The organism is Arenibacter sp. F26102 (assembly GCF_023015865.1).
Taxonomy (GTDB): Bacteria; Bacteroidota; Bacteroidia; order Flavobacteriales; family Flavobacteriaceae; genus Arenibacter.
In genome coordinates, this window is the sequence record NZ_JALKBC010000011.1 from 127,961 (window position 1) to 152,842 (window position 24,882).

The 24,882-nt window shown below is 38.9% G+C and carries 21 protein-coding genes; 8 read left to right on the top strand and 13 right to left on the bottom strand.

Features of this window, described 5'->3' with window-relative positions; translation table 11 throughout:
• Window positions 1–141: 141 nt before the first annotated feature.
• Window positions 142–579 (bottom strand): class I SAM-dependent methyltransferase, encoded by a 438-nt coding sequence (locus MWU78_RS15800; protein WP_348647098.1) that lies wholly within the window; start codon window positions 577–579, stop codon window positions 142–144.
• Between the two features lie 457 nt (window positions 580–1,036).
• On the opposite strand from MWU78_RS15800, the gene katG reads away from it, so the two are divergent.
• Entirely contained in the window at window positions 1,037–3,292 is a 2,256-nt protein-coding gene (gene katG / locus MWU78_RS15805) for a catalase/peroxidase HPI (RefSeq protein WP_246999450.1), read from the top strand.
• Window positions 3,293–3,390: 98 nt separating this feature from the next.
• On the opposite strand, the gene MWU78_RS15810 is transcribed toward katG, so the two are convergent.
• The 6 genes from MWU78_RS15810 to MWU78_RS15835 form a co-directional block, all read right to left on the bottom strand.
• The gene (locus MWU78_RS15810) at window positions 3,391–4,071 is read right to left on the bottom strand and encodes an FAD-binding oxidoreductase (RefSeq protein ID WP_246999452.1); all 681 of its coding nucleotides are present in this window, start codon (window positions 4,069–4,071) and stop codon (window positions 3,391–3,393) included.
• Between the two features lie 42 nt (window positions 4,072–4,113).
• Window positions 4,114–5,130, bottom strand: coding sequence for an L-glyceraldehyde 3-phosphate reductase (gene mgrA, locus MWU78_RS15815; protein WP_246999455.1), 1,017 nt, complete (start codon window positions 5,128–5,130; stop codon window positions 4,114–4,116).
• A gap of 223 nt (window positions 5,131–5,353) precedes the next feature.
• A complete protein-coding gene (locus MWU78_RS15820) occupies window positions 5,354–7,345 on the bottom strand; it encodes a beta-galactosidase (RefSeq protein ID WP_246999457.1) in 1,992 nt (663 codons plus the stop codon).
• Window positions 7,346–7,650: 305 nt separating this feature from the next.
• Window positions 7,651–9,528 (bottom strand): cytochrome c peroxidase, encoded by a 1,878-nt coding sequence (locus tag MWU78_RS15825; protein WP_246999459.1) that lies wholly within the window; start codon window positions 9,526–9,528, stop codon window positions 7,651–7,653.
• A gap of 127 nt (window positions 9,529–9,655) precedes the next feature.
• Window positions 9,656–11,326, bottom strand: coding sequence for a metallophosphoesterase (locus MWU78_RS15830; RefSeq protein WP_246999460.1), 1,671 nt, complete (start codon window positions 11,324–11,326; stop codon window positions 9,656–9,658).
• Entirely contained in the window at window positions 11,323–12,159 is an 837-nt protein-coding gene (locus tag MWU78_RS15835; RefSeq protein WP_246999461.1) for a hypothetical protein, read from the bottom strand. The genes MWU78_RS15830 and MWU78_RS15835 overlap by 4 nt, the downstream gene beginning before the upstream one ends.
• Before the next feature lie 658 nt (window positions 12,160–12,817).
• Between MWU78_RS15835 and MWU78_RS15840 the strand changes: the two genes are divergently transcribed.
• The 3 genes from MWU78_RS15840 to MWU78_RS15850 all read left to right on the top strand — a co-directional run bounded on the left by MWU78_RS15840 (window position 12,818) and on the right by MWU78_RS15850 (window position 15,097).
• Window positions 12,818–13,729 (top strand): NAD(P)/FAD-dependent oxidoreductase, encoded by a 912-nt coding sequence (locus MWU78_RS15840; protein WP_246999463.1) that lies wholly within the window; start codon window positions 12,818–12,820, stop codon window positions 13,727–13,729.
• 574 nt (window positions 13,730–14,303) lie between these two features.
• Window positions 14,304–14,879, top strand: coding sequence for a hypothetical protein (locus MWU78_RS15845; RefSeq protein ID WP_246999465.1), 576 nt, complete (start codon window positions 14,304–14,306; stop codon window positions 14,877–14,879).
• Window positions 14,879–15,097 (top strand): hypothetical protein, encoded by a 219-nt coding sequence (locus MWU78_RS15850; protein WP_246999466.1) that lies wholly within the window; start codon window positions 14,879–14,881, stop codon window positions 15,095–15,097. The genes MWU78_RS15845 and MWU78_RS15850 overlap by 1 nt, the downstream gene beginning before the upstream one ends.
• Window positions 15,098–15,211: 114 nt before the next feature.
• On the opposite strand, the gene MWU78_RS15855 is transcribed toward MWU78_RS15850, so the two are convergent.
• From MWU78_RS15855 to MWU78_RS15870, 4 genes are all read right to left on the bottom strand, one after another.
• Window positions 15,212–16,042, bottom strand: a complete 831-nt coding sequence (locus tag MWU78_RS15855; RefSeq protein WP_246999467.1) for an alpha/beta hydrolase-fold protein — start codon at window positions 16,040–16,042, stop codon at window positions 15,212–15,214.
• 53 nt (window positions 16,043–16,095) lie between these two features.
• The gene (locus MWU78_RS15860; protein ID WP_246999468.1) at window positions 16,096–17,604 is read right to left on the bottom strand and encodes an alkaline phosphatase D family protein; all 1,509 of its coding nucleotides are present in this window, start codon (window positions 17,602–17,604) and stop codon (window positions 16,096–16,098) included.
• A 79-nt stretch (window positions 17,605–17,683) separates the two neighbouring features.
• Window positions 17,684–18,340 (bottom strand): DNA alkylation repair protein, encoded by a 657-nt coding sequence (locus MWU78_RS15865; RefSeq protein ID WP_246999469.1) that lies wholly within the window; start codon window positions 18,338–18,340, stop codon window positions 17,684–17,686.
• A 492-nt stretch (window positions 18,341–18,832) separates the two neighbouring features.
• Window positions 18,833–19,771 carry an alpha/beta hydrolase gene (locus MWU78_RS15870; protein ID WP_246999470.1) on the bottom strand — a complete coding sequence of 313 codons (939 nt, stop codon included), beginning with the start codon at window positions 19,769–19,771 and terminating at the stop codon, window positions 18,833–18,835.
• 56 nt (window positions 19,772–19,827) lie between these two features.
• Here MWU78_RS15870 and MWU78_RS15875 point away from each other — a divergent pair, with 56 nt between their 5' ends.
• The 3 genes from MWU78_RS15875 to MWU78_RS15885 all read left to right on the top strand — a co-directional run bounded on the left by MWU78_RS15875 (window position 19,828) and on the right by MWU78_RS15885 (window position 22,554).
• A complete protein-coding gene (locus MWU78_RS15875) occupies window positions 19,828–20,073 on the top strand; it encodes a hypothetical protein (RefSeq protein ID WP_246999471.1) in 246 nt (81 codons plus the stop codon).
• A 253-nt stretch (window positions 20,074–20,326) separates the two neighbouring features.
• On the top strand, window positions 20,327–21,544 hold the full coding sequence (gene chrA, locus MWU78_RS15880) for a chromate efflux transporter (protein ID WP_246999473.1): 1,218 nt from the start codon (window positions 20,327–20,329) through the stop codon (window positions 21,542–21,544).
• Window positions 21,541–22,554: a sulfotransferase gene (locus tag MWU78_RS15885; RefSeq protein ID WP_246999481.1), complete on the top strand. Its 1,014-nt coding sequence runs from the start codon at window positions 21,541–21,543 to the stop codon at window positions 22,552–22,554. The genes chrA and MWU78_RS15885 overlap by 4 nt, the downstream gene beginning before the upstream one ends.
• Before the next feature lie 94 nt (window positions 22,555–22,648).
• On the opposite strand, the gene cysC is transcribed toward MWU78_RS15885, so the two are convergent.
• Both cysC and cysQ read right to left on the bottom strand, forming a co-directional pair.
• Window positions 22,649–23,254 carry an adenylyl-sulfate kinase gene (gene cysC, locus MWU78_RS15890; protein WP_246999483.1) on the bottom strand — a complete coding sequence of 202 codons (606 nt, stop codon included), beginning with the start codon at window positions 23,252–23,254 and terminating at the stop codon, window positions 22,649–22,651.
• The gene (gene cysQ, locus MWU78_RS15895) at window positions 23,239–24,072 is read right to left on the bottom strand and encodes a 3'(2'),5'-bisphosphate nucleotidase CysQ (RefSeq protein WP_246999485.1); all 834 of its coding nucleotides are present in this window, start codon (window positions 24,070–24,072) and stop codon (window positions 23,239–23,241) included. The genes cysC and cysQ overlap by 16 nt, the downstream gene beginning before the upstream one ends.
• A gap of 176 nt (window positions 24,073–24,248) precedes the next feature.
• Between cysQ and MWU78_RS15900 the strand changes: the two genes are divergently transcribed.
• On the top strand, window positions 24,249–24,809 hold the full coding sequence (locus MWU78_RS15900) for an RNA polymerase sigma-70 factor (protein WP_246999487.1): 561 nt from the start codon (window positions 24,249–24,251) through the stop codon (window positions 24,807–24,809).
• Window positions 24,810–24,882 lie beyond the last annotated feature (73 nt).

The window sequence follows — 24,882 nt, forward strand, 5'->3', positions numbered from 1 at the left end:
AATAATCCTGATAATCCATTACGGAATAATTCCCTCTCTTTTGGTAAAACTCGTCCTAAACAGTTTGATAGTCGATGGCCTTGGTCTTAGCTACCTTCTCCCCAAAAAAGAGAAGCAGTCGTTTAAAGGCCAAAGATTCCTTTAATTCATCTTTAAAGGATGCACTGCCAATGATATCGCCCGTATTTTGAATGATGTTGAAGAGATTGAACAAATTATTGGTTTCTTCCCCTCCAAAAAGAACAAAACCCCTTCAATGAGTATAATGCATTTTTTGCTGCCCTTAATTGTGGTTAAGGTAATCCATAATACATCCTTATATTCCGTACTAAAATCAACTCCTATAAAATGCAAATTTCGCTTGGGAAGCACGTTGGTTCTTTGCCATTGATCTATTTTGGATTTTTCGTATTCTACAACCTCCAGTTTATCAATTTCAATGTTGATTATTTTTTTGTCCAACAGAAATGGATACATGCTAAATCCAGCTCCGAAATTAATTAATACCTCAATGCCGCTTGTTCTAATACTCTCCTTTATACTCTCCTTAATACTCTCTAAAAAATATCTGTTCCTCAAGCAATGGGTATAAGTTTCCTCTGAAGAAACCTTTTTTAGATATTCCTGTATCCATTTTTCGGTTTTGGGGTTACTCCATAAATGGGCAAAAATATCCTTGCTTAAATTTACCTCTGTAGCACGAAAGGTGGAGGTTGCAAATGCCGTTCATGTATTTCTATATTGTTAATCCAGCTTGGTTTATTCAATCTTAAAACAACACAATAAATCTGCCAATGAAATAGGAGCCAGTGAAACCTAAAGTTATAAAATCCTTTATTTTCCCGTAGAGATTATTTTCCTCCCGAGATTTATTGCATTTTTCAATTCTATTGTTCTCCCAGCTGAAGAAATACTCCTTTCCGGGCCGGGTCATAAGTTTTCTTGAACTCCCATAAGTTTTAGTTATCAAGAAATCAAATCCATCAGAAAATATTATCGTAAATTTAAAGGAACAATCACATAAAAACTATCGAAAATGGAAAATAAGACACATTCAAACCCTTCATCAAATGGTAAGGCATGGGATGTAAACGAATCGAGTGCACAATGCCCTTTTTTAAATGGAGAATTACATCAAGTAGCTGGTGGAGGTACTACCAACCGAGAATGGTGGCCAAATGAATTAAAATTGAATATACTTCGTCAAAACTCTTCTTTGGTAGATCCCATGGATCCGGATTTTGATTATGCAGAGGAGTTTAAGAAGTTAGATCTGGCAGCGGTAAAAAATGATCTTTACAAATTAATGACAACCAGTCAAGATTGGTGGCCCGCTGATTATGGACACTATGGCCCTTTCTTTATTCGTATGGCCTGGCATAGTGCAGGCACCTATCGTATACATGATGGTAGGGGTGGTGCAGGTTCCGGGTCCCAGCGCTTTGCTCCTCTAAATAGCTGGCCGGACAATGCCAATCTTGACAAGGCCCGTTTGTTACTGTGGCCCATTAAAAAGAAATACGGCAAGAAATTATCCTGGGCTGATTTATTGATATTGGCCGGGAACTGTGCACACGAATCCATGGGATTAAAAATGTTCGGTTTTGCCGGAGGACGTGAGGATATATGGGAATCCGAACAGGATGTCTATTGGGGTTCGGAAACGGAATGGATGGGAAATAAGGAACGTTTTTCCGAAAGCGGAGAATTGGAATCCCCGCTTGGAGCTGCCCACATGGGGTTGATCTATGTAAATCCTGAAGGGCATAACGCTAATCCAGACCCTGTAGAGTCTGCACATTATATACGTGAGACGTTCGGCCGTATGGCAATGGACGATTACGAAACGGTTGCCCTTATTGCCGGGGGACATACCTTTGGTAAAACCCATGGTGCCGCCGATCCCAATATATATGTGGAAGCAGAACCCGCTGCAGCAGGTATTGAGGCACAGGGACTGGGTTGGAAGAACAACTATGGAACCGGGGTAGGTGCGGACACCATTACAAGTGGTATAGAGGGCGCATGGACCAATACCCCAACCAAATGGAGTCACACCTTTTTTAAAAATCTATTTGGTTACGAATGGGAATTGACCAAAAGTCCTGCTGGAGCACATCAATGGAAGCCGAAAAACAATGCTGGAGCTGAAACTGTACCTGATGCGCATAATCCAAACGTAAAGCACGCCCCGTTTATGTTGACTACGGATCTGTCTCTACGCATGGATCCTGCATATGAGAAAATATCACGACACTTTTTAGAAAATCCCGAGGAATTTGCTGATGCATATTCACGTGCTTGGTTTAAACTGGTTCACCGTGATATGGGTCCGGTATCACGTTATCTTGGACCAGAAGTGCCTAAGGAAGAATTAATATGGCAAGATCCGGTGCCTGCGGTTGATCATGAATTGATCAATGATAAGGACATTGCCGATTTGAAATCAAAAATTTTGGCGTCAGGTCTTTCTATTTCACAATTAGTATCAACTGCTTGGGCATCTGCTTCAACTTTTAGAGGCTCGGATAAACGAGGGGGAGCAAATGGAGCACGTGTTCGTTTAGCTCCACAAAAAAATTGGAAGGTAAATAACCCTACTCAATTGGCCCATGTGTTGGAAAAATTAGCTGGTATCCAAAAGGAATTCAACAATTCACAATCCGGAAATAAGAAAGTTTCCTTGGCGGACCTTATAGTTTTGGCAGGAAATACTGCTGTTGAGAAATCTGCACAAAATGCTGGTAAGACTGTTAATGTACCTTTTTATGCAGGACGTACCGATGCAATCACAGAACAGACCGATGTTGAAGCATTTGAAGTACTTGAACCACGGGCAGATGGTTTTAGAAACTACGTAAAGGACACCTACAAGGTAACGACAGAGGAAATGCTTGTAGATAAGGCGCAATTATTGACCTTGACCGCTCCCGAAATGACGGTGCTCCTTGGTGGAATGCGGGTACTTAACACCAATTATGACGGTTCGCAACACGGTGTTTTCACCAAGCGGCCAGAAACCTTGACGAACGATTTCTTTTTAAATTTGCTTGATATGGGTATCACATGGAAAGCGGTTTCAGATTCCCAAAATGTCTTTGAAGGACGCAACCGCAAGACTGGAGGTGTACAATGGACAGGCACCCGGGCCGATCTTATTTTCGGTTCCAACTCTGAGCTCCGTGCCATTGCAGAAGTGTATGCCTGCGAAGATTCTGGAGACAAGTTTGTAAAGGATTTTGTAGCAGCATGGAACAAAGTGATGAACTTGGATCGCTTTGATTTAGCATAAATTTAAGTTGATACATATAAAAAAAGGTGGTCTAAATATGGACCACCTTTTTTATTAATAGTTGACGGTATGTTCCATTGGCCACGGTTATCTAGTGCTTATTCTTCAATTATGACCGTCTCTGCCGTGGCTCCAAGCTCTAACAATAGATCTGTAATATTTGAAACGAACTTTTTGGGACCACATAAATAGAAGTTCTGACCAAAGTCGGAAATATTATCGATGAGGAATTTTCGATCTATTCTATTTCCCCTAAATCCCACCACATTCTCGCGGGTAAATATTTTTATAAAATTACCATCGAGCATTTTCTGCAATTCTTCTTCCATAATCACATCCTCCGACGTTTTATTGGAATAGATCAATTTATTGCCATGAAGGTTCTTATGGGTATAAAGGTGTCTAAAAATGGATATAAAGGGCGTAATTCCAGATCCACCGGCAATAAAAATACCAGGTCCCTTATATTGTATGGCCCCAAATACCTCATGAATAATAAGCTCTGCCCCCGCATGGGTACGGCCCAACATATTGGTGACGCCTTCATGATCATTGTAGATCTTGATCATAAATTCCAGAAAGCCATGTTCCATTATTGAGGTAAAGGTAAAAGGCCTCAATTGGTCCTTCCATTCCGGCAGGTTAATGGCAACATCCGTTGCCTGCCCCGGAATAAAATTATAATCCGCGGGTCTTTCCACCACAAAACGTTTCACGTCATGGGTAATATAATGTGTCTCCAATATCTTAACAATATGGGTCTTCTTCGCTTTCGCCATAATTATTCTTTAGTTGTATATTCCAAGGTAATAAATTATTCATTATCCCAGAATTCCCTCTATCTCCTTTAATTCCGTTGCGCTAAAACCAATATTCTTTAATCCTTCAATATTGTCCAGCAATTGTTCTGTGCGACTAACGCCAACGAGAACCGTGGAAATACGCTGATCTTTCAACAACCAGGCAATCGCCATTTGGGCGAGGCTTTGGCCCCGATTTTCAGCCAGTGTATTAAGTTTGCCTACCTTGTTCAAAACTTCCGGGGTAATTTGGTCTTCTTTCAAATAGCGACCATCCTTAATAGCCCTACTATCTTCCGGAATACCTTTTAAATACTTCTTGGTCAAAACACCTTGTGCCAATGGGGAGAAAGCAATAGAGCCTATCCCCTGTTCTTCCAATACATCCAATAAACCATCTTCCACCCAACGGTCGAACATATTATATCGTGGTTGATGGATCAATAAGGGCGTACCCAAATCCTTCATGATTTTAGCGGCCTTGGCAGTTAATTCTGCAGGGTACTGCGATATGCCCGCATAAAGTGCCTTACCTGTTTGAACCAGATGGTGCAGGGCTCCCATGGTTTCCTCCAAGGGGGTATCCGGATCTGGCCTGTGATGGTAAAAAATATCTACATAATCCAGCCCCATTCTTTTCAGGCTTTGGTCTGCAGATGCAATCAAATATTTACGTGAGCCGAAATTACCATAGGGTCCTGGCCACATATCCCAACCAGCTTTACTGGAGATTATAAGTTCGTCCCGATAGGGCTGAAAATCCCTTTTAAAAATCTGTCCGAAATTTTCTTCCGCGGCACCATAGGGAGGTCCATAATTATTGGCCAGATCAAAATGGGTTATCCCGTTATCGAAGGCACAACGCAATAGATTTCGGCCCATCTCCAGATTGTCGGTATGACCAAAATTGTGCCAAAGCCCCAATGATATTAAGGGCAGAAGGATACCGCTATTGCCACAGCGACGGTATTGCATTGTATCATAACGTTTATCATTGGCTCTATAATGGCCGGGATCGAAGGAGTCGTTTATTTTCATTTTTACTTTTATCTAATTAATTTGAACGAACCCCTAAGTTAACAAATCTTTTAATTTAAGGCAGGATTCATGTATCCCAATAATCGACATTGTAAAACCTATTGCCATGACCGGAAATTTCCGCCGGATTCACTCAATGCATTACATAGGCAATATTTAGTTTCAACTACTGACCACGGTAAAGGCCATTAATAGCTATAAATATTTTTTGAAAGTTTAGCTTTTAATTTTCCAAAGGGTTTACCCTTAATAGCACAGTTGATTTTGGTTTCAATGTCAATTTGAACTGTCTGGTGGAATCATACAATATTTTATTCTCCAATGGATCTATCACCTGGGCGTTAAACGGAAAATTGATGGTACGTTCACCGCCTTTTTTGGTGTGTATGCCCATCCTGTTTCTGCCAATATAGAATACATCCTCGGTATCAACATACCTGTGTACTCCTGCTCTGGCCCATATCTCCCCCAATTCAGAGGCCGACCATTTAAGTTTTCCGTCCAGAAACAGCTCCCCTCCATTTGGATCGAAGATTTTTGTTCCCTTACCATTGGTCCATAGAACGGTTATTCCCTGTTTGGTCCACTTTTTAATTCTAGATTCCTCCTTTGAATTAATTTCAAGCAAGCCCATAAGCCAGACTACCTTGTATTGCGATGTTGGCATACTTTTTAGGTCCGTACGAAGAAATAGGTCGTATGAAGTCCCTGTTTTTGCCAATGGATAGCGGTTGGATAAAATATTTTCCGTCAGATGACCATAGGTCGGATCCCAAAAGGAGATTTCTTCATCCACCACTACTCCTACTTGCGGTTTCATCTTTTCTCCTGTTGATGGGGGAAATATGGTGTGACATTGCTGTGTTTTCTCCAATACCCTCAATAGTTCTGGGTCACTAAACCATCCACCCCACATATCGAACCACCAGCCTCCATACCCATAGGCCAGCATTCTTGCCGTATTTTTCCATAAAAAGGATACCGAGGTATCCATTTCCTCCGGACCCAACCATACACCGCTCTCATACTGTCCGGGAGGTGCTATGCCGGTTGAGCGATCTTTCAACAATGTGGTTATGGAGGTTCGGGTATCGTTTTCCGTAAGCCATAACTTGCCATGGAGGTGAACCGAGTTTATCGCTGCCATTGCCGGCCAGTCCTCCCCTATTACTCGATTGTACACATTTGGGCTCGACAGATAATCCAGGTCTGGACAATCCAACAACTTTGCCAGGGCACCGTGTCCACGCCTAGCGTCCCCTACAAAATAATGGTATCCGGAAAAGGCACCCGTCAAAAGATTGCCACGGCTCTTTTCCTTGACGATTTTACTGAAATAGGCGATATTATCTACCAAGACCTCGGCCTGGAAGCGATAGGTATCAATATAGTTCCGATCCCGATCGGGATTCCTCCATTCCCTGTGTTTTACAGGTTCATCTATATTGGCCAATTGGACATTTTCAAAAGTAAGTGAAGGCTTGTTCCATGCTTTTCGCAAGGCACCATTGTTCTTATAATTTTCCTTTAACCATTTCCTAAAAGCTTGTAAACGAACGGGGTTTTGATCCTGATATTGTTTGGGGTGATAAAACCATTCTTCTGTAAACCCACTTGCAACATGTATTCCCGCCAAATATTTGGAGTATGGGGAACCAATTAGCCAATCCATACAGTCACGGAATACCTCCGCTGTTTTTTCCCGCCATATTTCCGAGGCGAAGCATTGGCGAAAAGTAGTGCCGTCCGGTAAATGGGCCGAAGCTTCTGGATATAATTGTGTCCACCATTTCGGGGGATCCAGATAAAAACGGATAATAACTTTTGCCTTGGAATCAGCTTCTATGATCTTTTCAAAATCCTTAACCAATCCTGTAAAATCGTATTTACCTTCGCCCAACCAAATGGGAGCCCTAAAAGCACCAATACCTGAAATGGTATTTATTCCTCCTTCTCCCAGATAGGCCGGAATATTATAGATATGGATGCCGGTTGCCGCTATTTCCTTGTAATATTGCTCCTCCCCCAAATAGGACATATAGGCATATGGCGGATAGGTTTCACCGTCAATTACCAGGGAGGGATTACCTTCTGTCCATTTAATTTCTGCCCTGGATTGGGCATGGACCCACCCATTCCCAACAAATAACAGAAGCATTAGGAGAAAAGAATGGTAAGGATTATCAAATAAGCAGCAAGTAAAAACTTTTTTCATTTTAACTTTAATAATCCTTAAGTGGATATTATTAGGTAAAAATAATAATCTGACTCAACTCTCCAAGCCTTACTTCCAAAGATCAAAGAAAACCAGTAGATGCCCAGTTACAGACTACAACAATATAAGATCTTGGTAAGTGGTTGCAACATATAACAGGACCATAGTACCATCAACTATCCCTCATAAATCTCCTGGATGCTTGAACACAAATTGAATTTGTAGAAAACAAACCCAAACGGTATTTTGGTAAAATCGAACTCACGCTAACTACTACTCTTAAAAAATCGGATTCCATTAACCAATTAATCCCCATAATCCGGAGAATCCGATAGTGTTTCCATAAAGGCAATGATATCCTCAATTTCCTGCTGGGACAGTTCCAAGGGCGCATCTGGCAAAGTTTGGTATTCCACCTCCAAACCCATTCCTGCCCCTCCCCCTAGGTTGTAAAACGCCAGAACGTCTTCCAGAGTATCAAATAAACCGTTGTGCATATAAGGCGCTGTCAAGGCTATATTTCTGACCGTAACCGTTTTGAAGGAATTTTTAAAAAAAGGATGATTGTCCATTTTTAGACCACTGTCCATGCGCCCCAAATCCGTATCCAACTTAGGGGCAATGGAATCAAAGCCCTGGGTAATGCCCAACACCTCCGATTCCGATTCCAGATAAAACGGAGGAATGGTGCCATTGAAGACCGGTGCAAAATGACAACTTCCACAGGCCGCTTTCCCCATAAACAGATTAAATCCGCGTTTGCCATTCTCGGGATACTCCTTGGTTTCGTTTCGCACATATTTATCGAAAGGACTATTGAAGGATTTTAAAGAATTTACATAGGCCGCAATGGCATTACTTATAGATCGCTGATTGATATCCTCTTTGGCAATACCTCCATAAGCCTCTTTAAATAATGTATTGTATTGGGCATTTTTATTCAGTTTACCAATAATTGCATCAAAATTGGTATTGAACTCCAAATCGTTATCTATAACGTGTATCACTTGTTTTTCAAGATCAAATGCACGCATATCCCAAAAATATCGTGTGGAATAGCCTGCATCTATCAATGTTGGGGCATTCCTATCGGTAAAAACACCTTTTTGATTGGATACACTTTTGGGCAAGCCATCCGAAAAACCTTTGTTTGGATTATGGCAGCTTATACAGGCCATGACATTGTCCTTCGAAAGCTGTGGATCCCCGAACAACAGTTTCCCCAAGGCAATGGTCTTAGGGTTGTCCAAAGGCAGATAAACCAGTTCTGAATAAAAATCCGTGTTCAGAAAATCAATGTCGAATATATTCTTGGCCTTATAGTTTTGGGCGTGCCTTTTATAGGGCTCCAGCGCAATCTTGTTTGCATTTTGAAAGTCCAACAAGGCCGCGTACAAAGGGTTGACCACCTCCTTTAAAAACGCCAACCTATCAAAATCATTAAAATGGATATTGGCATTTAATATGTTCCTGCCCTTGGTAAAGTGTTTTTTTATGGCTTCGAATTCGGCCTTGGCAGCTGGGAAAATACCTAATTCAAAATATAGAAATGTGGTTTCCATACTTTGCCAGCTCGCAACACTTTCCTTCAACCCATTTACAGAGCCAGGAGTATCGTATCCTGTTAGTCCCAGAGTAAAGAGCCTGACGATACCGGAGCGGATGCACTCTATAATTTGGCTCGACTTTAAATGAACCGGTAAATGTATATTCGCTATAAAATCTACCCGTTCTTTGAGTCCGTTGGCCAACACTTTTATGTGGTGCAAATTTTCAATCGAGGCCTCTTCATAAACAGCTTCATCCAATGCCTGCAAGCCGCCAGGTGGAATCACTTTTTCGGCTTCAAAATACTCGCTTACCTTGGGCAAAGGAGCGCCATTGATATAAGTGCCATTGTAGAAGGTTCGGTAATAATCAAAAATAAACTCGATCTTCTTATAAATCAACCTGGTTTTTTCAACCTGCCCTTTAAGCGCCTCCCATTCGTTGATGGAAGATGCTTTATTGACAAGGGTCACCAAAGAATCCACCTCATTTTGAAATTGGTGAAAGTTGGCCGCATATAGTGCTGCTACTTTTTCCGGAATAGTATCCTTTTGATACGGAATGGCCATTTGCCTCCCGGACAACATCAACAGACAAATAAAAAAAGATCCCAAAAAAATGCTTGTCTTCTTCATTTTCAACCTCCGCTTTTCACCTTTTTATTAGTGTTTTATTACCGCTAGCCTTGCTTTTCTGCTTGGGGTAAATCATGCCATTGGATACTCTTGAAAGGTTATTTTAAGTATAACCTCTATAGCCAAACTATTCTATGGTAATCGACTCGGTATACCCTTTATTTTTAGTAATGACTTCAATAATATAAAGGCCCTTTGACAGCTTACCGACATTGATGGATTCCTTTCTACTTTTCTTCACCAATTCCCCAATGTTATTATATATATTAACTTTCTTTAACCGATCATTTTTATCCAATTTAAGCTTCACCACTTCCTTGTTGTCATCATACAATAGCCCTCCACTAATTAGCCCGGATGCAGTTCCTTCCGCCTTTAGCGCTATACCTGATTTGTTGATAGTAAAATAATCCTCAATGTCATCATTTTCCCTTAAAAACTTTACGGTCAGGTTCTGTCCACCCCTACCATCATCTTCCACCTCCATGACACATGAACCCAATTGGTTCAGGGACACGGACATGGCTTGGTGGTTTAGGTCGCCCCCAGATATTTTACCTGCAGATCCCGTAGTAATGTATACGGCACCTTCCGCAGCTGCACTGGTTTTTTGGTAGGCACCATTGCTATCCGCTTTACCGTCCCCAAATCCATTGGATCCCACGGTATGGCCACCCTTCGAAATTTCATCCTGGTTAAAGGTATTGGCAAATCCATAATGCCCGTTCAAGAAATACGAGCGTTCATAAGAATGACTATGTCCGTTTAAGATAAGGTCCACCCCGTTGGCTTCCATCATGGGCATAAAGTTTTGTCGCATTTCAATTAGTCGATCTTCGGTATCGGAGTCATGGGACCCTTTGGTATATATTGGATGATGAAACAAGGTCACTATCCAATCCTGTTTTGTGTTTTGAATATCGGCCTGTGTCCAATTGTACATAGCACCTCCAACTTCGCGACTTGTATGATGTGAATCCAGTATTATAAAGTGGATATTGGCATAATCAAAAGAATAGTAGGCCTCAGTTCCCGAGGCAGTGCCTCCTGCCTGCGCATTGGTAGGGAAGGTAAATATATCATAGTAAGGACCGGATTGTGTAGCCGAATCGGCCGACTTCCCATCATGGTTTCCCAAGCAGGACCATGCCACGGATTTTTTCAACATTTCGTCATAAATGTCGAACAGGGCATTTTGATATTCCTCATCCGTACCACTGCCATAGGCGTTATCCCCTAAGAACAACATCATATCGGTCTTACCCTTATTTTGGGGAGCATCGTCCACATAGTCATAATAGGCATCCCTTACGTCCCTCTGGTTGTTATTGGCCGTACCGGCATCACCTAAAATCCATGCGCGTACAAATTGTTTGGTACCCGCTGTAGGGGCAGTAATTATGTACATCTCGCCAGAATCACTTTTGGACAAAACTTCTGATCTATTACCAATATTAAAATAATATTTTGTGTTAGGGCTTAGACCGGATAAGCTAACTTCATGTTCGGTGGTCAAAGCAGTGTTGCTTGCCTTTTTGGATAACGATTTTAATGTTTTGCCGTAATGTACCACGGATTGGGTTGCGATATCCGTTCTCCATTTTACCACAACAGATGTTGGGGTACCGCTTTGTAAATAAGGGCCCCTTACTACAGTTACCGAAGCGGAACTCTGTGGAAGACCTACAGCATTGGTCACTGCAACAGCACTTACATTGGGAAGATCTACATTGGAGGTTTGGGCAATTGAAACCACCGAATATAGGGCGGCAAGCAAAAAGGTACTTTTTTTGATCATGATTTTTGGTTGTTAATGGAGCTTTCCAAGCTTTTTATTTGTTCTTTTAATTCTATTACGGGACTCATATTTTTAAACTTTGCATTCAATTGCTCAATGGCAACCGAAGCCAGTTTTAAGGATATAAAGGCCTCATGTGGTCTATTTATTTCCGCTAAATACTTTGCCTTTTTATAATACCAGAATTCATTCCTGTTGTATTCAAGGATAAAATAATTGTATTGTTCCAATGCTTTTTCGGTTTGACCGGAATCTCTTAAATAGTCCAATTTTTTAAGTTGGAGTGATATGGTGTGCGGGCCAAGTTGGTCCAGCCCAAATTGGATGGCCCCCAAGGCACCCTTATAGTTTTTGTTGTTTTCTGTAAGCATGATGTTGCAGTATTCCAATACATCCTCGGGCCGAATGTCCTTCATATTATGGATAACATAACGGTACCCCTCCAAGGATTTTTTGTAGGATTTAAGATTGAAGTGTATTTGGGCCTGCAATTTTTTAGCGCTTAGGTCCATGCTGTCCACTTCCAAATAGGAGTCTATACTTTTTGAGGCCTCGGAGTATTCTTCGGTTAAAAAGTGAACCTCCGCAATTTGATAATGTAGGGCTTTGTTGGTATTTCCCAAGGACTGGGATTTAAGGTAATCTTCCAGGGCATAGTCGTACTCCATGTGCTGTTGATACAACAACCCTCTTTGGTAGTAAAGTTCAAAATTGTTTGGATCCTCGGATATCTCGATCGTTTTTTCAGCTATCCGTATGGTTAGGTCACCATGGGCAAATATTGGCATGGACAATGATAAAAACAGAAGTATGCAAAGTATTCTTTTAATCATAAATATAGATACCTCAAATTTTTAAAAATCATTTCCAATGGTTAACATAATTACTTTTTACCAAAACTTTCTCCTTAAGGTTAACTTTACGAAACCGACACCGCTATTGAGGTACATTTTCAACCTATCTAGGCCCAATTTTGGTTTAATTGCTCATTTTAAGATGGAATATTGTCATTTACTAAGGGCTCCAAGGCCCCGCTCTCAAACGTATTGAAACAATATTACATGAGTTTTTCTACTGAGTTAATTTTTTGTTAAAAGAGAAACGAAGGTCTTAGGGCAAGCATTCCAAAAGGAGTGGTTTTCACTAAACAGTCTATGTACATTTAGCCCAAAATATAGCGAGATATAAAGACTTTCTCTTAAATTTATATTGGCAAATAGCATTCCTCCCTAGCATTTAATCTCTTGTCCAACAACATTTATATAATATGCAAGACATCCCCATAAGGTAACTTCCATAAAGCAATCAAGAGCCAAGCTTGGTGGGCAGTTTCAGTATTGGAAGTCTCGAAGCCATATCCGACAGCAAGGCAATCTAAGCAATAGGCCAATGAAAAAAAATTGGAGCCTACGGCGGTAAGGATTCGAGGGTTTGATCAACTAATTCTTGGAACAATCTTATGCTCAGTAACCATTATAAAAACACGACACCATGAAAAAGGAACAACATTTTGATATTATCATCATTGGAGGAAGTTATTCCGGTCTAGCAGCAGGAATGGCTTTGGGAAGGGCCTTAAAACGGGTCTTGATCATTGATAGCAATACGCCCTGTAACCGGCAAACCCCCTATTCCCATAACTTCATAACCAATGATGGCAAAACACCTGCTGAGATAGCTTCCGTGGCAAAAAAGCAGGTGGCTACCTACCCTACGGTGAAATTTTTTAACGGACTTGCCGTACAAGGCTCTGGCACCAATAATGCCTTTAAAATTCAAGTAGCCTCTGGTGAAACATTTACAGGCGACAAATTAATTTTCGCAACGGGCATTAAAGATATAATGCCAAATATCGAAGGATTTTCGGAATGTTGGGGCATCTCAGTATTGCATTGCCCCTATTGTCATGGCTATGAGGTGAAAAATGAAGTGACCGGTATTTTGGGCAATGGAGATTATGCCTTCGAATTTGGGAAACTGATTTCCAACTGGACCCCGCATTTAACCATTTACACCAATGGCAGATCTACCCTGAATGCGGAACAAACAGCCCAACTTGGAGCGCATAATATTAAGATAGTGGAAACTGAAATAGAACGTTTGGAACACCAACAAGGCAAGCTGCAAAACATCCTATTTAAAAATGGCTCCAAGGCTGCCGTTACCGCCATTTATACCAAAACACCATTTGAACAGCATTGCACTATTCCCGAAACTATGGGTTGCGAGTTGAACGAGGAAGGCTACCTAAAAACCGATGCCAATTTACAAACCAATATTGACGGTATTTATGCCTGTGGAGATAATGTATCACGCTTACGAACGGTAGCGAATGCCGTGGCCATGGGTACGGCGGCTGGGATGATGGTAAACAAGGAGCTTGTTTTTGAAAGATTTGAATGATTTTAATAGTAATTTAAATCTATTTAATTTTTTGCTTAAAACCCCCAATTTGAATTTTAGTTATTATTACATAATACATTCTGGAATTAGATATAAGCTGCTTAAGTACAACATTCTTAATCAGGCACTTATAAGACTCAAAAGTTTGGACATCATCTAACAAAAGAATTATTGCTGGTACATGTAATACCATTTTTACTTGACCTACTTGATTACATTTACTGCACAATTAATCTAATTAATTCTATATTATTTTTAGGGAAGCAAAGAGAGGGGAATACGACAACCAAGAGTTTGTTATAAGCCTTCGCAGTTAGCAAATATTAGGTTTAGTATTTGCTTAATCGATAAAGTCAGATAATATCCGTTGTATGGTATTTTACAAAAAACCCTATGGTTTAGTGTGGTGATGTTTGGAAACATAGTAAAGTTAAGTTTTGGAAGAGCTGTATAAGTTAGTCTTACTTTATCGAAATTGGACAACCACATAATAGATTAATAGATTATTGTAAATTACGAACAAAAGCCACGATTGCTATATACAAATATTTGACAGCATAATATACAGTTGCATATGAATCTTAACGCGATTATTGCCCAACCAAAAAGTGGAGAAGAAAGGTTTAGGTTTGCTGAGGGCTGTCTTGAAATTAAATTAAATGATTTTTGGATATGGAATCAATCTAACTTATTAGAAAATAGAACACGGGGAATTTTAGCAGAATTTATTGTTAAACAAGCCCTAAATATTGATAATGCTATTCGTATTGAGTGGGATAGTTATGATTTGATCACTAAAGAGGGGCTAAAGATTGAAGTAAAATCCGCCGCTTATGTTCAGAGTTGGAAACAAAAGAAATATTCGGACATCTCTTTTGGAATAGCACCCGCAAAAATGGATCCTATTCATCCATTATATGATGGCACTTCTAGACGCTGGAGTAATCTTTATATTTTTTGTGTTTTAGAGAATAAGGACCAAGAGACCATAAACCCCTTGAATTTAAACCAATGGGTCTTTTATGTTTTAAAAACTGAGATTTTAGACCTAAAAGCTCCAAATCAGAAGACAATAGGATTAAACTCTCTTTTGAAACTAAAACCAGCTAAATGCAATTTTAATGAGCTGAAAACAGTAATATTATCCTGATGGCGATACATATGAATATTTCCGAATATAATTTGAAAGCTGAATCGCTTCGACTCTCTTGCCAATGTGGTTGGGAAGGAAAGGCAAATGAAGCTAATGGAGAATTGCACGAAGCTGTTATGAATTTCGAATGCCCCAAATGTGATAAAATGCTATTGATTATTAATCTTATAACAGATGCTCAAAAGTATTTTGATTGGAAAGAATCCAAGAAATAATAAAAATAATCAGCCCATATCTTTGTCGGATTAAACTACATATAACGGTTGAATAAACGACTGTTTTCCTGGCCGCCGATTTATGTGCCATAGGCATACAGGCGATAATGTATTTTATCTATGGTTAGTTTCCTTTTCGTTGACCTGAGCAAAAAACCAATCCAATAATTCCGGGGTATCAAAAGCCAAATGCCAGCTCCCATGACCAACACCTGGAAACTCAGAATATTTTGGATTTCCGCCCGCCTTTTTAGTTGCGGCAACCATACTTCGTGAAAAGTCAACAGGTACCGTTTTATCATTGTCACCATGAAAAACCCAGAGGGGTAGATCTTTAATGTTTTTTGCAAGACCAGGATTACCTCCACCACAGACAGGAATAGCAGCGGCAAACATTTGTGGGTGGCTTAGGATGTAATGCCATGTTCCAAATCCGCCCATAGACTGACCGGTAACATAACGTCTAGTGGTATCTATATTAAATTCTTCATCCAATGCAGCTATGGTTTCAAAAACCAAAGCCTCAACATTGGGTTGATTATACCTTCCGCGTGCGATCAGGCCTTCTCTTTCAATCTTTCCCAGAGACCTCCCCCAATCGGCGCCAGGTGGGCATTGGGGCACAAAAATAAAAGCAGGATATTTTTTTCTATTTTCTAAAGTGGACAGCACTTGTGCTGCCTTGGAACCTGCAATCTGCTTTATATTATCCGTACCCCTGCCTGCTCCTCCGGACAGACATACTACCAAGGGATACTGTTTATTGGGATCGTAATCTAAAGGGGTAAGCAAGCGATAGTTCAGCGTATCCTTTTGCATGTTCACATGGGTTCTCCCGCTAAACAATTCAGCCGTTTTCGTCTCCTTGGTCTGGGAGACCCCTTTCGTTACACCAAAACTGAATATGACAGTTGCAATGATCACTATTTTTAGAACCTTCCTCATTTCCTTTGTATTGCTTCATTCCCGCACTGAATTGAAACGAACTTCCTTGTCAATTAATTTCGACCAGTTTTTTCCGTCTCATAAAGTAAATTTCCCTTTTCATCAAAATGTTGAAAGGTTGCTACTGGAATACTATCTATTCTTTGCACGGTAACCGACAAAAATCCACCACTTGCGGACTCCTTATCCCCTTGAATATAGAATTGTTTAATCAAACTATCGGGATCGGTCGATTCGGGATCTCCTGCCAAGCGCCCAGCGCGTGAATTGTTATCTACCAAGGAACCTGTAGAGAATTCTTCAAACCCACTCGGGTGCATGGCGTGGTATTGCCAATGCCTGTCGCCACAAATGATATAAAGATATTTATCGAGAAAACCATTATCAGCCAACCATTTGAAAATTGCCTCTCCCTCATGCCTAAAACCGTCATGATTTACATGGTTGTCTGTTTTGTACGCATCATCAGGGCCTACCATTGGGGTAGGTGAAATTATGAGTTTAAAACTGGCATCGCTCTCCAATAATGTCTCCTTAAGCCAATGTAATTGCTCTGTTCCCAAAAGGGTTTTTTCTGGGCCGTCTTTCATTTCATTGGGACTTCTATAGTCCCTCCCTTCCAACATCCAAACCTGAAGATCTTGGCTCATGCGATGGGTACGATAGGTTTTGGCATTTAGGTCCTCCAAATCCACCACGGGTAATTGCTCCTTAAAATTATTGACCCCCAATTCATGGGATATAGGAAACTCCTGATACGGATCGGCATCATTGAATCTATAATCATGATCATCCTTTTCCCAGTAGGTCCCCAGCTTGCCAAAAAGTTCCCGAAACCTTGGTTGGGCAAATTGTTCATGGTATTTTCTGCGCATCCCTTCTTCATCCACCACTTCCATGCCCTCATACCCTCCAGGGTTGGGGTTCTTCCCAGCTTTTTCGGCTCTGTTAAAGTTGGACTTGTGTGGATGGTCAAAGTAAACGTTGTCACCTGTACCAATAAAGTAATCCGGGTTCAGGTTTTGGATGGCCAGCAATGCCGGATACCCCTGAAGCTTGTCTTTTCCAGAATAGGCCGTACCTTCCTCATATTTTCCGTAATGAAAAAAATAGTGGTTCATACCCGTTACTACTACCATTGATACTTTTTTACTGCTATTTGGTCCGGGCAAGGTTTTAAAAGTCCCTATTTCACTTTCAAAAAGCGTATTCCTGTCCTTTCCAAACTGTAGCCGATAGAAGTATTTATTTCCTGGCTCAAGACCTTCAATTTTTTTTTTTATAATATAGTCGTTCCCTGATGTAGCCTCAATAAAGTCAGAATACAGTGGATTGTCAAAAGTAGAATCCTTATCAATTTCAAATCTCGCGACCCCCTTTATACCGGTTAAATCCCCCTTGATCAAGCTGTCGGAAACCGTTAATCTCGATTGTAGGATTACGGATGTTGAAGTGGCCTCACCGGCCATAATACCTTGTCCAAGATAAATATCCTGAACCATGGGATTGCAGGAGGAAATTAGGATGGCGATCAGAAGGGTTATACTAATTGTTTTTATCATACTGTAGTTCTTGTTGGCTTGGTTTAGTTTATGGTACGTTTCCTATAGAGCATGCAATATACTTTGTTGACGGTAGTTTTTATGTATTCTTTTTGCCTAATCCCAAATAATGCTTTCGTGTCTCAGGGTCGAACTTCTCAATCGCGTATCTTAAGGTAACCCTAGCTAGGGTTGGAGCATATACATCCAGAAAGCCTTTGAGTTTATTTTCGTCTCTTTTGCCTGCTTCCCTGATCCAGCTACCCACTGCTTTTTGGACAAATTCGTCAGAATCATTGGCGAGTATTTCGGCAATTTTAAAGGTGTCATCCAATTCATTCTTTCGTATAAAATAGTAGGTACTTACAATTGCTGTCCGTCTTTCCATTGGATTTGGAGATTTTGCCAAATCGTATAACGGCTTACGGTCCTTATCAAACAAATATCCTCCCACTACATATGGTGCGGCCCTATCTACCAGACCCCAATCGTCTATATATTTATGATTTTCGATATAGGCTAGGTAAATATCCTGCCTCTCCCCTACGGAGGTTTTCTTATTGCGTGCTTTCCAGTCCAAGATGGATACGGCACCAAGTCGGTAATCGTAATTTTCGTCTATTAGTAATTTTACAACCTCAGTAACCGGCATGTACTGAAAATCTTTCGCTAAATAAAATATCTCCCTTTTAGGAATACCTCCCGAATATTGCTGACCAATGTCTTTTAAAGTATCAATGAATTCTTTAGCCGTCATTATCGTATTGATTCATTGTACAATTTTGCTTTCGTAATCATTTGTTCGCTATTTTTAAATTCAGCCAATGTCCTAGCTCTCGGTAGACAGGTGGTCGAGCTCCTAATTTAGCAAATAAAAACCAAACCTACCTGCCCTAACGCCCGTGGAAATTTGGTCCAGTCTCGCTTTTTGGGTATGGAAGGATTTAGCTAGGTAAACTTGCTCTAACAATAAATTTAACAGGGTTTTGCAGCAGGTTTTATTTCGATTTTTCGTATATTATAGCTATGGATTTACCAATTGAGGTTTTCGAGATACTTATTCCCGTGGCTATAATCGGTGTAGCGCTGGTTGTGGTCCATTACCTAACAAGAGGTAGTAGGAATTTTAGAAGCAGCAGAAATAAAAAGGCTAGGAAGCAGTTTTAATCTGCTGAATTCTACTTTCGGATTTTTTCCGACCAACTTTCCTTGCTTAAAAAGCAAGTCACTCGCCAAAGGAAGAGAATCCTTATTTTAAAAAGTCCAGCATTTTTTTATTCACTGTTTCAGCTTGATCAATGGATAAAAAATGTCCCGCATTTTGTATAACCTCACCTTTCCCTTTCGGAAGCGTATTGGCTATTTCAACCGTTCTTTTTTCATTGATCATATCGTCATCACCAATTAAAACCAAAACAGGCATTTGTAAGGATATTAATTCGTCCTTGGAAAAAGGTTGCATGCTGGTTATAAATTTATTTTCAGACTCCAATTCCGAACCCAAATAATATTGCTTTAAGTAGGTATCGCTAATATTGGCAACATTGCTGGACATGCTTTCCAAGCTTTGCGCAATTTGTTTTTCCTTTGAAGAAAATAACGTCACAATATTTTTTAATAAATCCGTGCTTGGTTTGATCCATGTAAAAGTTTGTGCCGGACTCAATAATATTAAACTTTTTATCTTTTCCTGATCGTTCAGTGCGAGCTTAACCGCCAACCATCCACCCCGGGAAGCACCAATGAGATGAAAGCTTTCCAACTCCAAAGCAAATAAAACTTCTTTATACCAATCGGTAACTTTTTCCACACTTTCTATATCATTGTACAAATAGGATTTCCCTGCTTCCAAAATAAAGTCGATCGCAAACACCCGATGGTTATTGGTAAGCGATCCAATATTTGGATACCACATGGTAGAACTGGCATTCATTCCGTGAAGCAATACCAAAGGTTCTCCATTTTTAGGGCCACTTACAATAACATGGGCAATTCCGTTGGTTGTTGGAATATATAATTCTTCAAAAGGGACATTCCATAATTTTAAAGTTTCGTCATAAGCTTCAAAATAAGCTGCATTTAAAGCAGATGCCTTTGTTATATGTTCCGGCAGTTGTTTATACTTATCGTATTTGTCAGAACAATTAACACATAAAACAAAAAAAGTCAACAATAAAAATGGTTTCATAGCATGTAATATACATATATTTAAATTTAACTATAATTAGGGGTAACACAACACAGTTGGAACGTTATTATAACACCTATACATTTGGTTTTTGTATCCGTATTTCAGGACTATACACCTATACCATCAGTCATTCCTGTGCCGCCAACGCCGAGTTCATGGGGATACCCGCGGAGGTCATCAATGACGGTCTGGGCCATAATTCTTCAAGGACTACGGAAATCTATTTAAAAAGCTTTACCAACCATGTATTGGATGAGGGGAATGAGATGGTGGTTTCTCAGGTTTACAATTCGATGTAAAATTGAGCGAATGAACCAGCTCACGAAGTATTGGGTTAGTGAATAAGTTAAACTTTCACTCCGTCTTTTCAAATAAACTGATGTTCTTTGATGCCTAATGTGCTAGTATCTAAATTACTGCCAACCTTGCTAAAAAAACTTCGGGTTAATAAACAAACTTTTGTTCATTAATTCTATTTTCGCAATCGAAATACCCAAGAGGACACTTTTTAGTACCGGCCTTCCTTATATCTAACGTAATACATTATCTACTTTGAATTATACTGCTCATAAAAAGTTAAAAGAGAATAAAACGCAGATTACGATTAAAAGTTTATTTTGGAATTTCTTTTTGATCGGGAGTTATTCTTTTGGAGGGTACATGGCACTAATATCTATTGTGCGAAAGGAATTGGTTGAAAAGAAAAAAGTACTTACGGATGAACAGATTTTGGATGGAATATCCTTGGCCTCTATTTTACCTGGTCCTGTAGCTGTTAATGCAGTAGTTTATTATGGATTTATTTTAAAAGGGATAAAAGGGGCTATGGCCGGCTTTTTAGGGATTTTGCTCCCAACCTTTTTATTAGTGTATGGATTTTCGGTTTATTATTTTTCAATTGGAGCTGATGCGAATGTTGACTTCCACATTTCATTTGTAATCCCCGCGGTGGTTGCTGTAATTGCCAGTGTTGGTTATAATATGGCTAAGAAGCAGATTAAATTTCTGAGCCAGGCCTGTATTGCATTGGTCGCATTTATTATTGCGATTAATGCTTCAAATGTTTTCACTTTAATTATAATTATTGTTCTTGGTGGGATTGCTGGCTATTTTTTATATAAAAAGTCAGTTGTTAAACCGGAGGAAACTCAAAGAAAAGCTTCTTTTTCAAATAAGAATGAACTAAAAATAGGGGTGATTACATTGATAGGCGTAGCTTTATTGGTATTGTCCCTAGCACTTTTTACCGATCAACTTAATATTTCCCTGCAACTTGCATCCGTATTTTCGGGAATGAGCCTGACCCTTTTTGGCGGTGGATATGTCATTATACCCATAATAGAACAGGCTGTAGTGAGCGGTCTTCATTGGGTATCAATTCAAGAATTTAATGCCGCCATAAGCATTAGTCAAATTACACCTGGTCCCATAATGACAAGTGTTACATTTATTGGCTATAAAATGGCAGGTATAACAGGTGCTATTGTAGCTACATTATCCATATTTATGCCTTCTTCTATTCTTATGCTCATATTATCACGTTTCCAACAAAAAATAAAACACCTAAGCTATATTGATGCTATTATGAAAGGAATGCGGTCTGTGGTAATAGGACTCATTTTTAGTGGCGCTTATTCCATTGGGGCAACCCATTTTGACCTTAGCCTTTTACCTTGGGTAATTTTTATTGTATCCCTTTTGTTGTTTATGTTTACCAAAACCCATCCAGCATTTGTTATTTTAGCAACACTATTATTTAGTTTTATATGATATCTACCAAAATAGGGCTAACACCTATTCAAATTATCGGAACCCAAAGATCTGGCTCAAATTTACTTCGATTAATATTAAATCAGTCGCCAAAAATATCGGCACATCACCCGCCTCATATTTTAACCGTATTTTATCCTATTTTAAATAAATACGGAAATTTACAAAGGGATGATAATTTTGTAAAATTAATACAAGATGTATGCAGATTGATAGAAACCAATCCCGTAAAATGGGATTTGGAATTGAGCCGTAAAGAAATTTTTGATAGTTGTAGGCAACGCAGCTTAATTGAAATATTCAAGGTGGTTTACGAAATGATGGCAGAAAAGGACGGGGCAATTTATTGGGGTTGTAAAAGTATGGCCAATATGAACTTTTACAAAGATATTGAAAGCAACGGAATGAAACCGTATTATATTCATTTAATACGTGATGGAAGGGATGTAGCCTCTTCTTTTAAGAAAACTTTGGTAGGAGAGAAACACGTTTATCACTTAGCAAATATCTGGAAGAAAAACTTTCTAAAAGCCCAAGAAGTCTTTCGGAATGTGGACCCTACAAGATGTTTAACTATTAAATATGAATCCCTTATTTCCGATCCAATGCAAGTAGTAGGGCAACTTAATACTTTTTTAAATTTAGATTTAGATGAATCAGCCCTAAGTTATTTCAATTCCAACGAATCGAAGATAACTGCTGCTGCAGGATCCATGTGGAGTAACCTTACCGCCCCTATTATGGCCAATAACACCAGAAAATTTTTAGAGACCTTGGACATGGAGGAAATAGAAATTTTTGAGTCTGTGGCCGGTGAAATTCTTAAAGAAAATGGATATGAATTGCACACTCATTCCCATAGAAAGGAGTTTTCACAAGAGGAAATACAAAAATTTGAGGCCCAAAATATGAAACTAAAAAAGGATGCATTAGATTCCGGTCACCTGAAAGTGGATATTGAATTTCGTATCCAAAGAAAAGCACTGTTGGAGGAATTAAACCAGATATAATTAGCGTTTTAGGCTAAATTAATTGCGATATTTAAAGAACATTATGTATTAAATTTGGGCAGAATTTTAAGACTAATATATTTTTAATAGTTATCTAAACACAACCTGATCGTTTTGCGAATTTAGACTCAATCACCTTAAAAATCAATTCCACAGATTCATTCACAGACAAATTCTCATTTATTTCTATATCTGAATTTATAGGAATCTCATAAGGAGATGAAATTCCGGTCATGTTTTCTATTTCACCGGCCCTGGCTTTTTTGTACAGACCCTTATCATCTCTTTTTTCACAGGTTTCCAAACTAGTATTTACAAATACTTCTACATAATTATTAGGCGCAACAATATGTTTAATTACTTCCCTGTCCTTTTTATACGGTGCTATTATTGAGGCAATAACAACGATACCTTCATCAATAAATAATTTTGAAATTTCCCCTACCCTCCTATTACTTTCAGATCTGTCCTCCGGACTAAAACCTAAATCTTTATTGATACCGTTTCTAACATGATCACCATCCAAGGTGTAAGCCTTGATATTTTTGTTAAGTAGAAAATGTTTCAAATTAACGGCTATAGTAGATTTTCCAGCTCCGGATAACCCAGTAAGCAAAATAAGCAAAGTACTTTGCATATTGTCTGTTGAGCAATCTTCCTTAATAATTGAATTGTCACTATCATTTAAATTCTCATCCATTTTTTGTCCAATGTAATGGTATTATTAACTACTATAAAATCACTATTTAATAAATTGGGTTTATTATATGTCAGGTCAAGTAGGGTAGTTTTTGCAAGCACATGAAATCCAACAGCTTCACAAATTGCTTGACCTGCAGCCGTATCCCATTCCATAGTAGGTGCAAATCTTGGGTAAATATCGGCATTACCTTCCGCTATTAAACAAAACTTAAGAGAACTTCCTATTGACAACACTTCTACAGAAGGGTACTGAGATTTTAATTCTTTCATAAAACCTAGTGTACAATCGTTCATGTGAGACCTACTACCAACCAATTTAACAGTCGCATCATCCTTTTCTTTAGGAATCATTTTATAAATGTCGTCAAACCAATTTTCTGTTTGGAGAGATTCTTCATAAACAATTAATTTGTACCCCTTCTTATCGTGGACATTGCCATAAAAAAGTTCTTTGGAAATAGGACAAAAAACAACTCCCAATATAGGTTTGCCATGGAAAACCAAGGCAATATTGACAGTAAATTCTCCATTTTTCCGTAAAAACTCCTTAGTACCATCTAACGGATCTACAATCCAACACATTTCCCAATTCTTTCTTATTTCAAAATCAATTTCTTTATTTTCCTCACTTATAATTGGAATGGATGTAGTACTTAGAAAGGAATTGATAATATTGTTTGCAGCTATATCCGCCTTAGTTAATGGGCTAGAATCCGGTTTGATTTCTATTTCAAAATCGTGGTTATTATAGATGTCCTCAATTTTAGCACCTGCTTCTACAGCAGCATTAATGGCAATTCGCAAAAGATCATTCATATTAAAATCGAGTACAATATTTCATAATAAATCCGCGGAAAAGTAATAAATAAATTTTATTTAGGTAAAAAAAATGCAACCTGCTTAAAAATAGGAAAATATAAAATGAATATAATCTTCAATCTTTCAAATTGAATTTGTTTTATTTAGATTTGGATTCTCCCAAAAGAAAATACGTGAAAAACGCAGCAAAATACACTTTATCCTTAAAGCAGTACAAGGCATTTTTTAATTTACTTTACACCCCTTTATGTTTATTCTCAAATAAATATATTGAGGATCTCGACACCTCAAAAGATATAGTCCAAGATGTATTTATAAAAATATGGGAAGATAAAATTGAATTTCAGAACGAAAATAATATAAAATCATACCTCTATACCTCAGTAAAAAACAAATCTATCGACTACCTACAAACCAAACAGTATAGACTGAAAGATCGGTTATCCATTCAAAATCTGGAAAAACTTGAATCCGAAGATTTTTTTTCACGGGAAGTGGTTATTATAGAAACTTCAATCATTATCGAAAGAGCAATCAATACACTTCCAAATAAATGCGCCAACATAATTAGATTGAGTTTTAAAAATCTTTCCAATATTGAAATTGCCATGGAATTGGGAATTTCATTAAATACAGTAAAAACCCAGAAGAAAATAGGCTACAAAAGATTAAAGCCATTATTAAAGGATTACGTGGCCTTAGTCGCTTTTTTATTTGGTGTTGGTACCCATTAGCTAGCCGATTTACTTTTTTTAATTATTTCTTAACGTTTTTTTCACCCTTCCAAGCATTTTTTTCGTCATAACA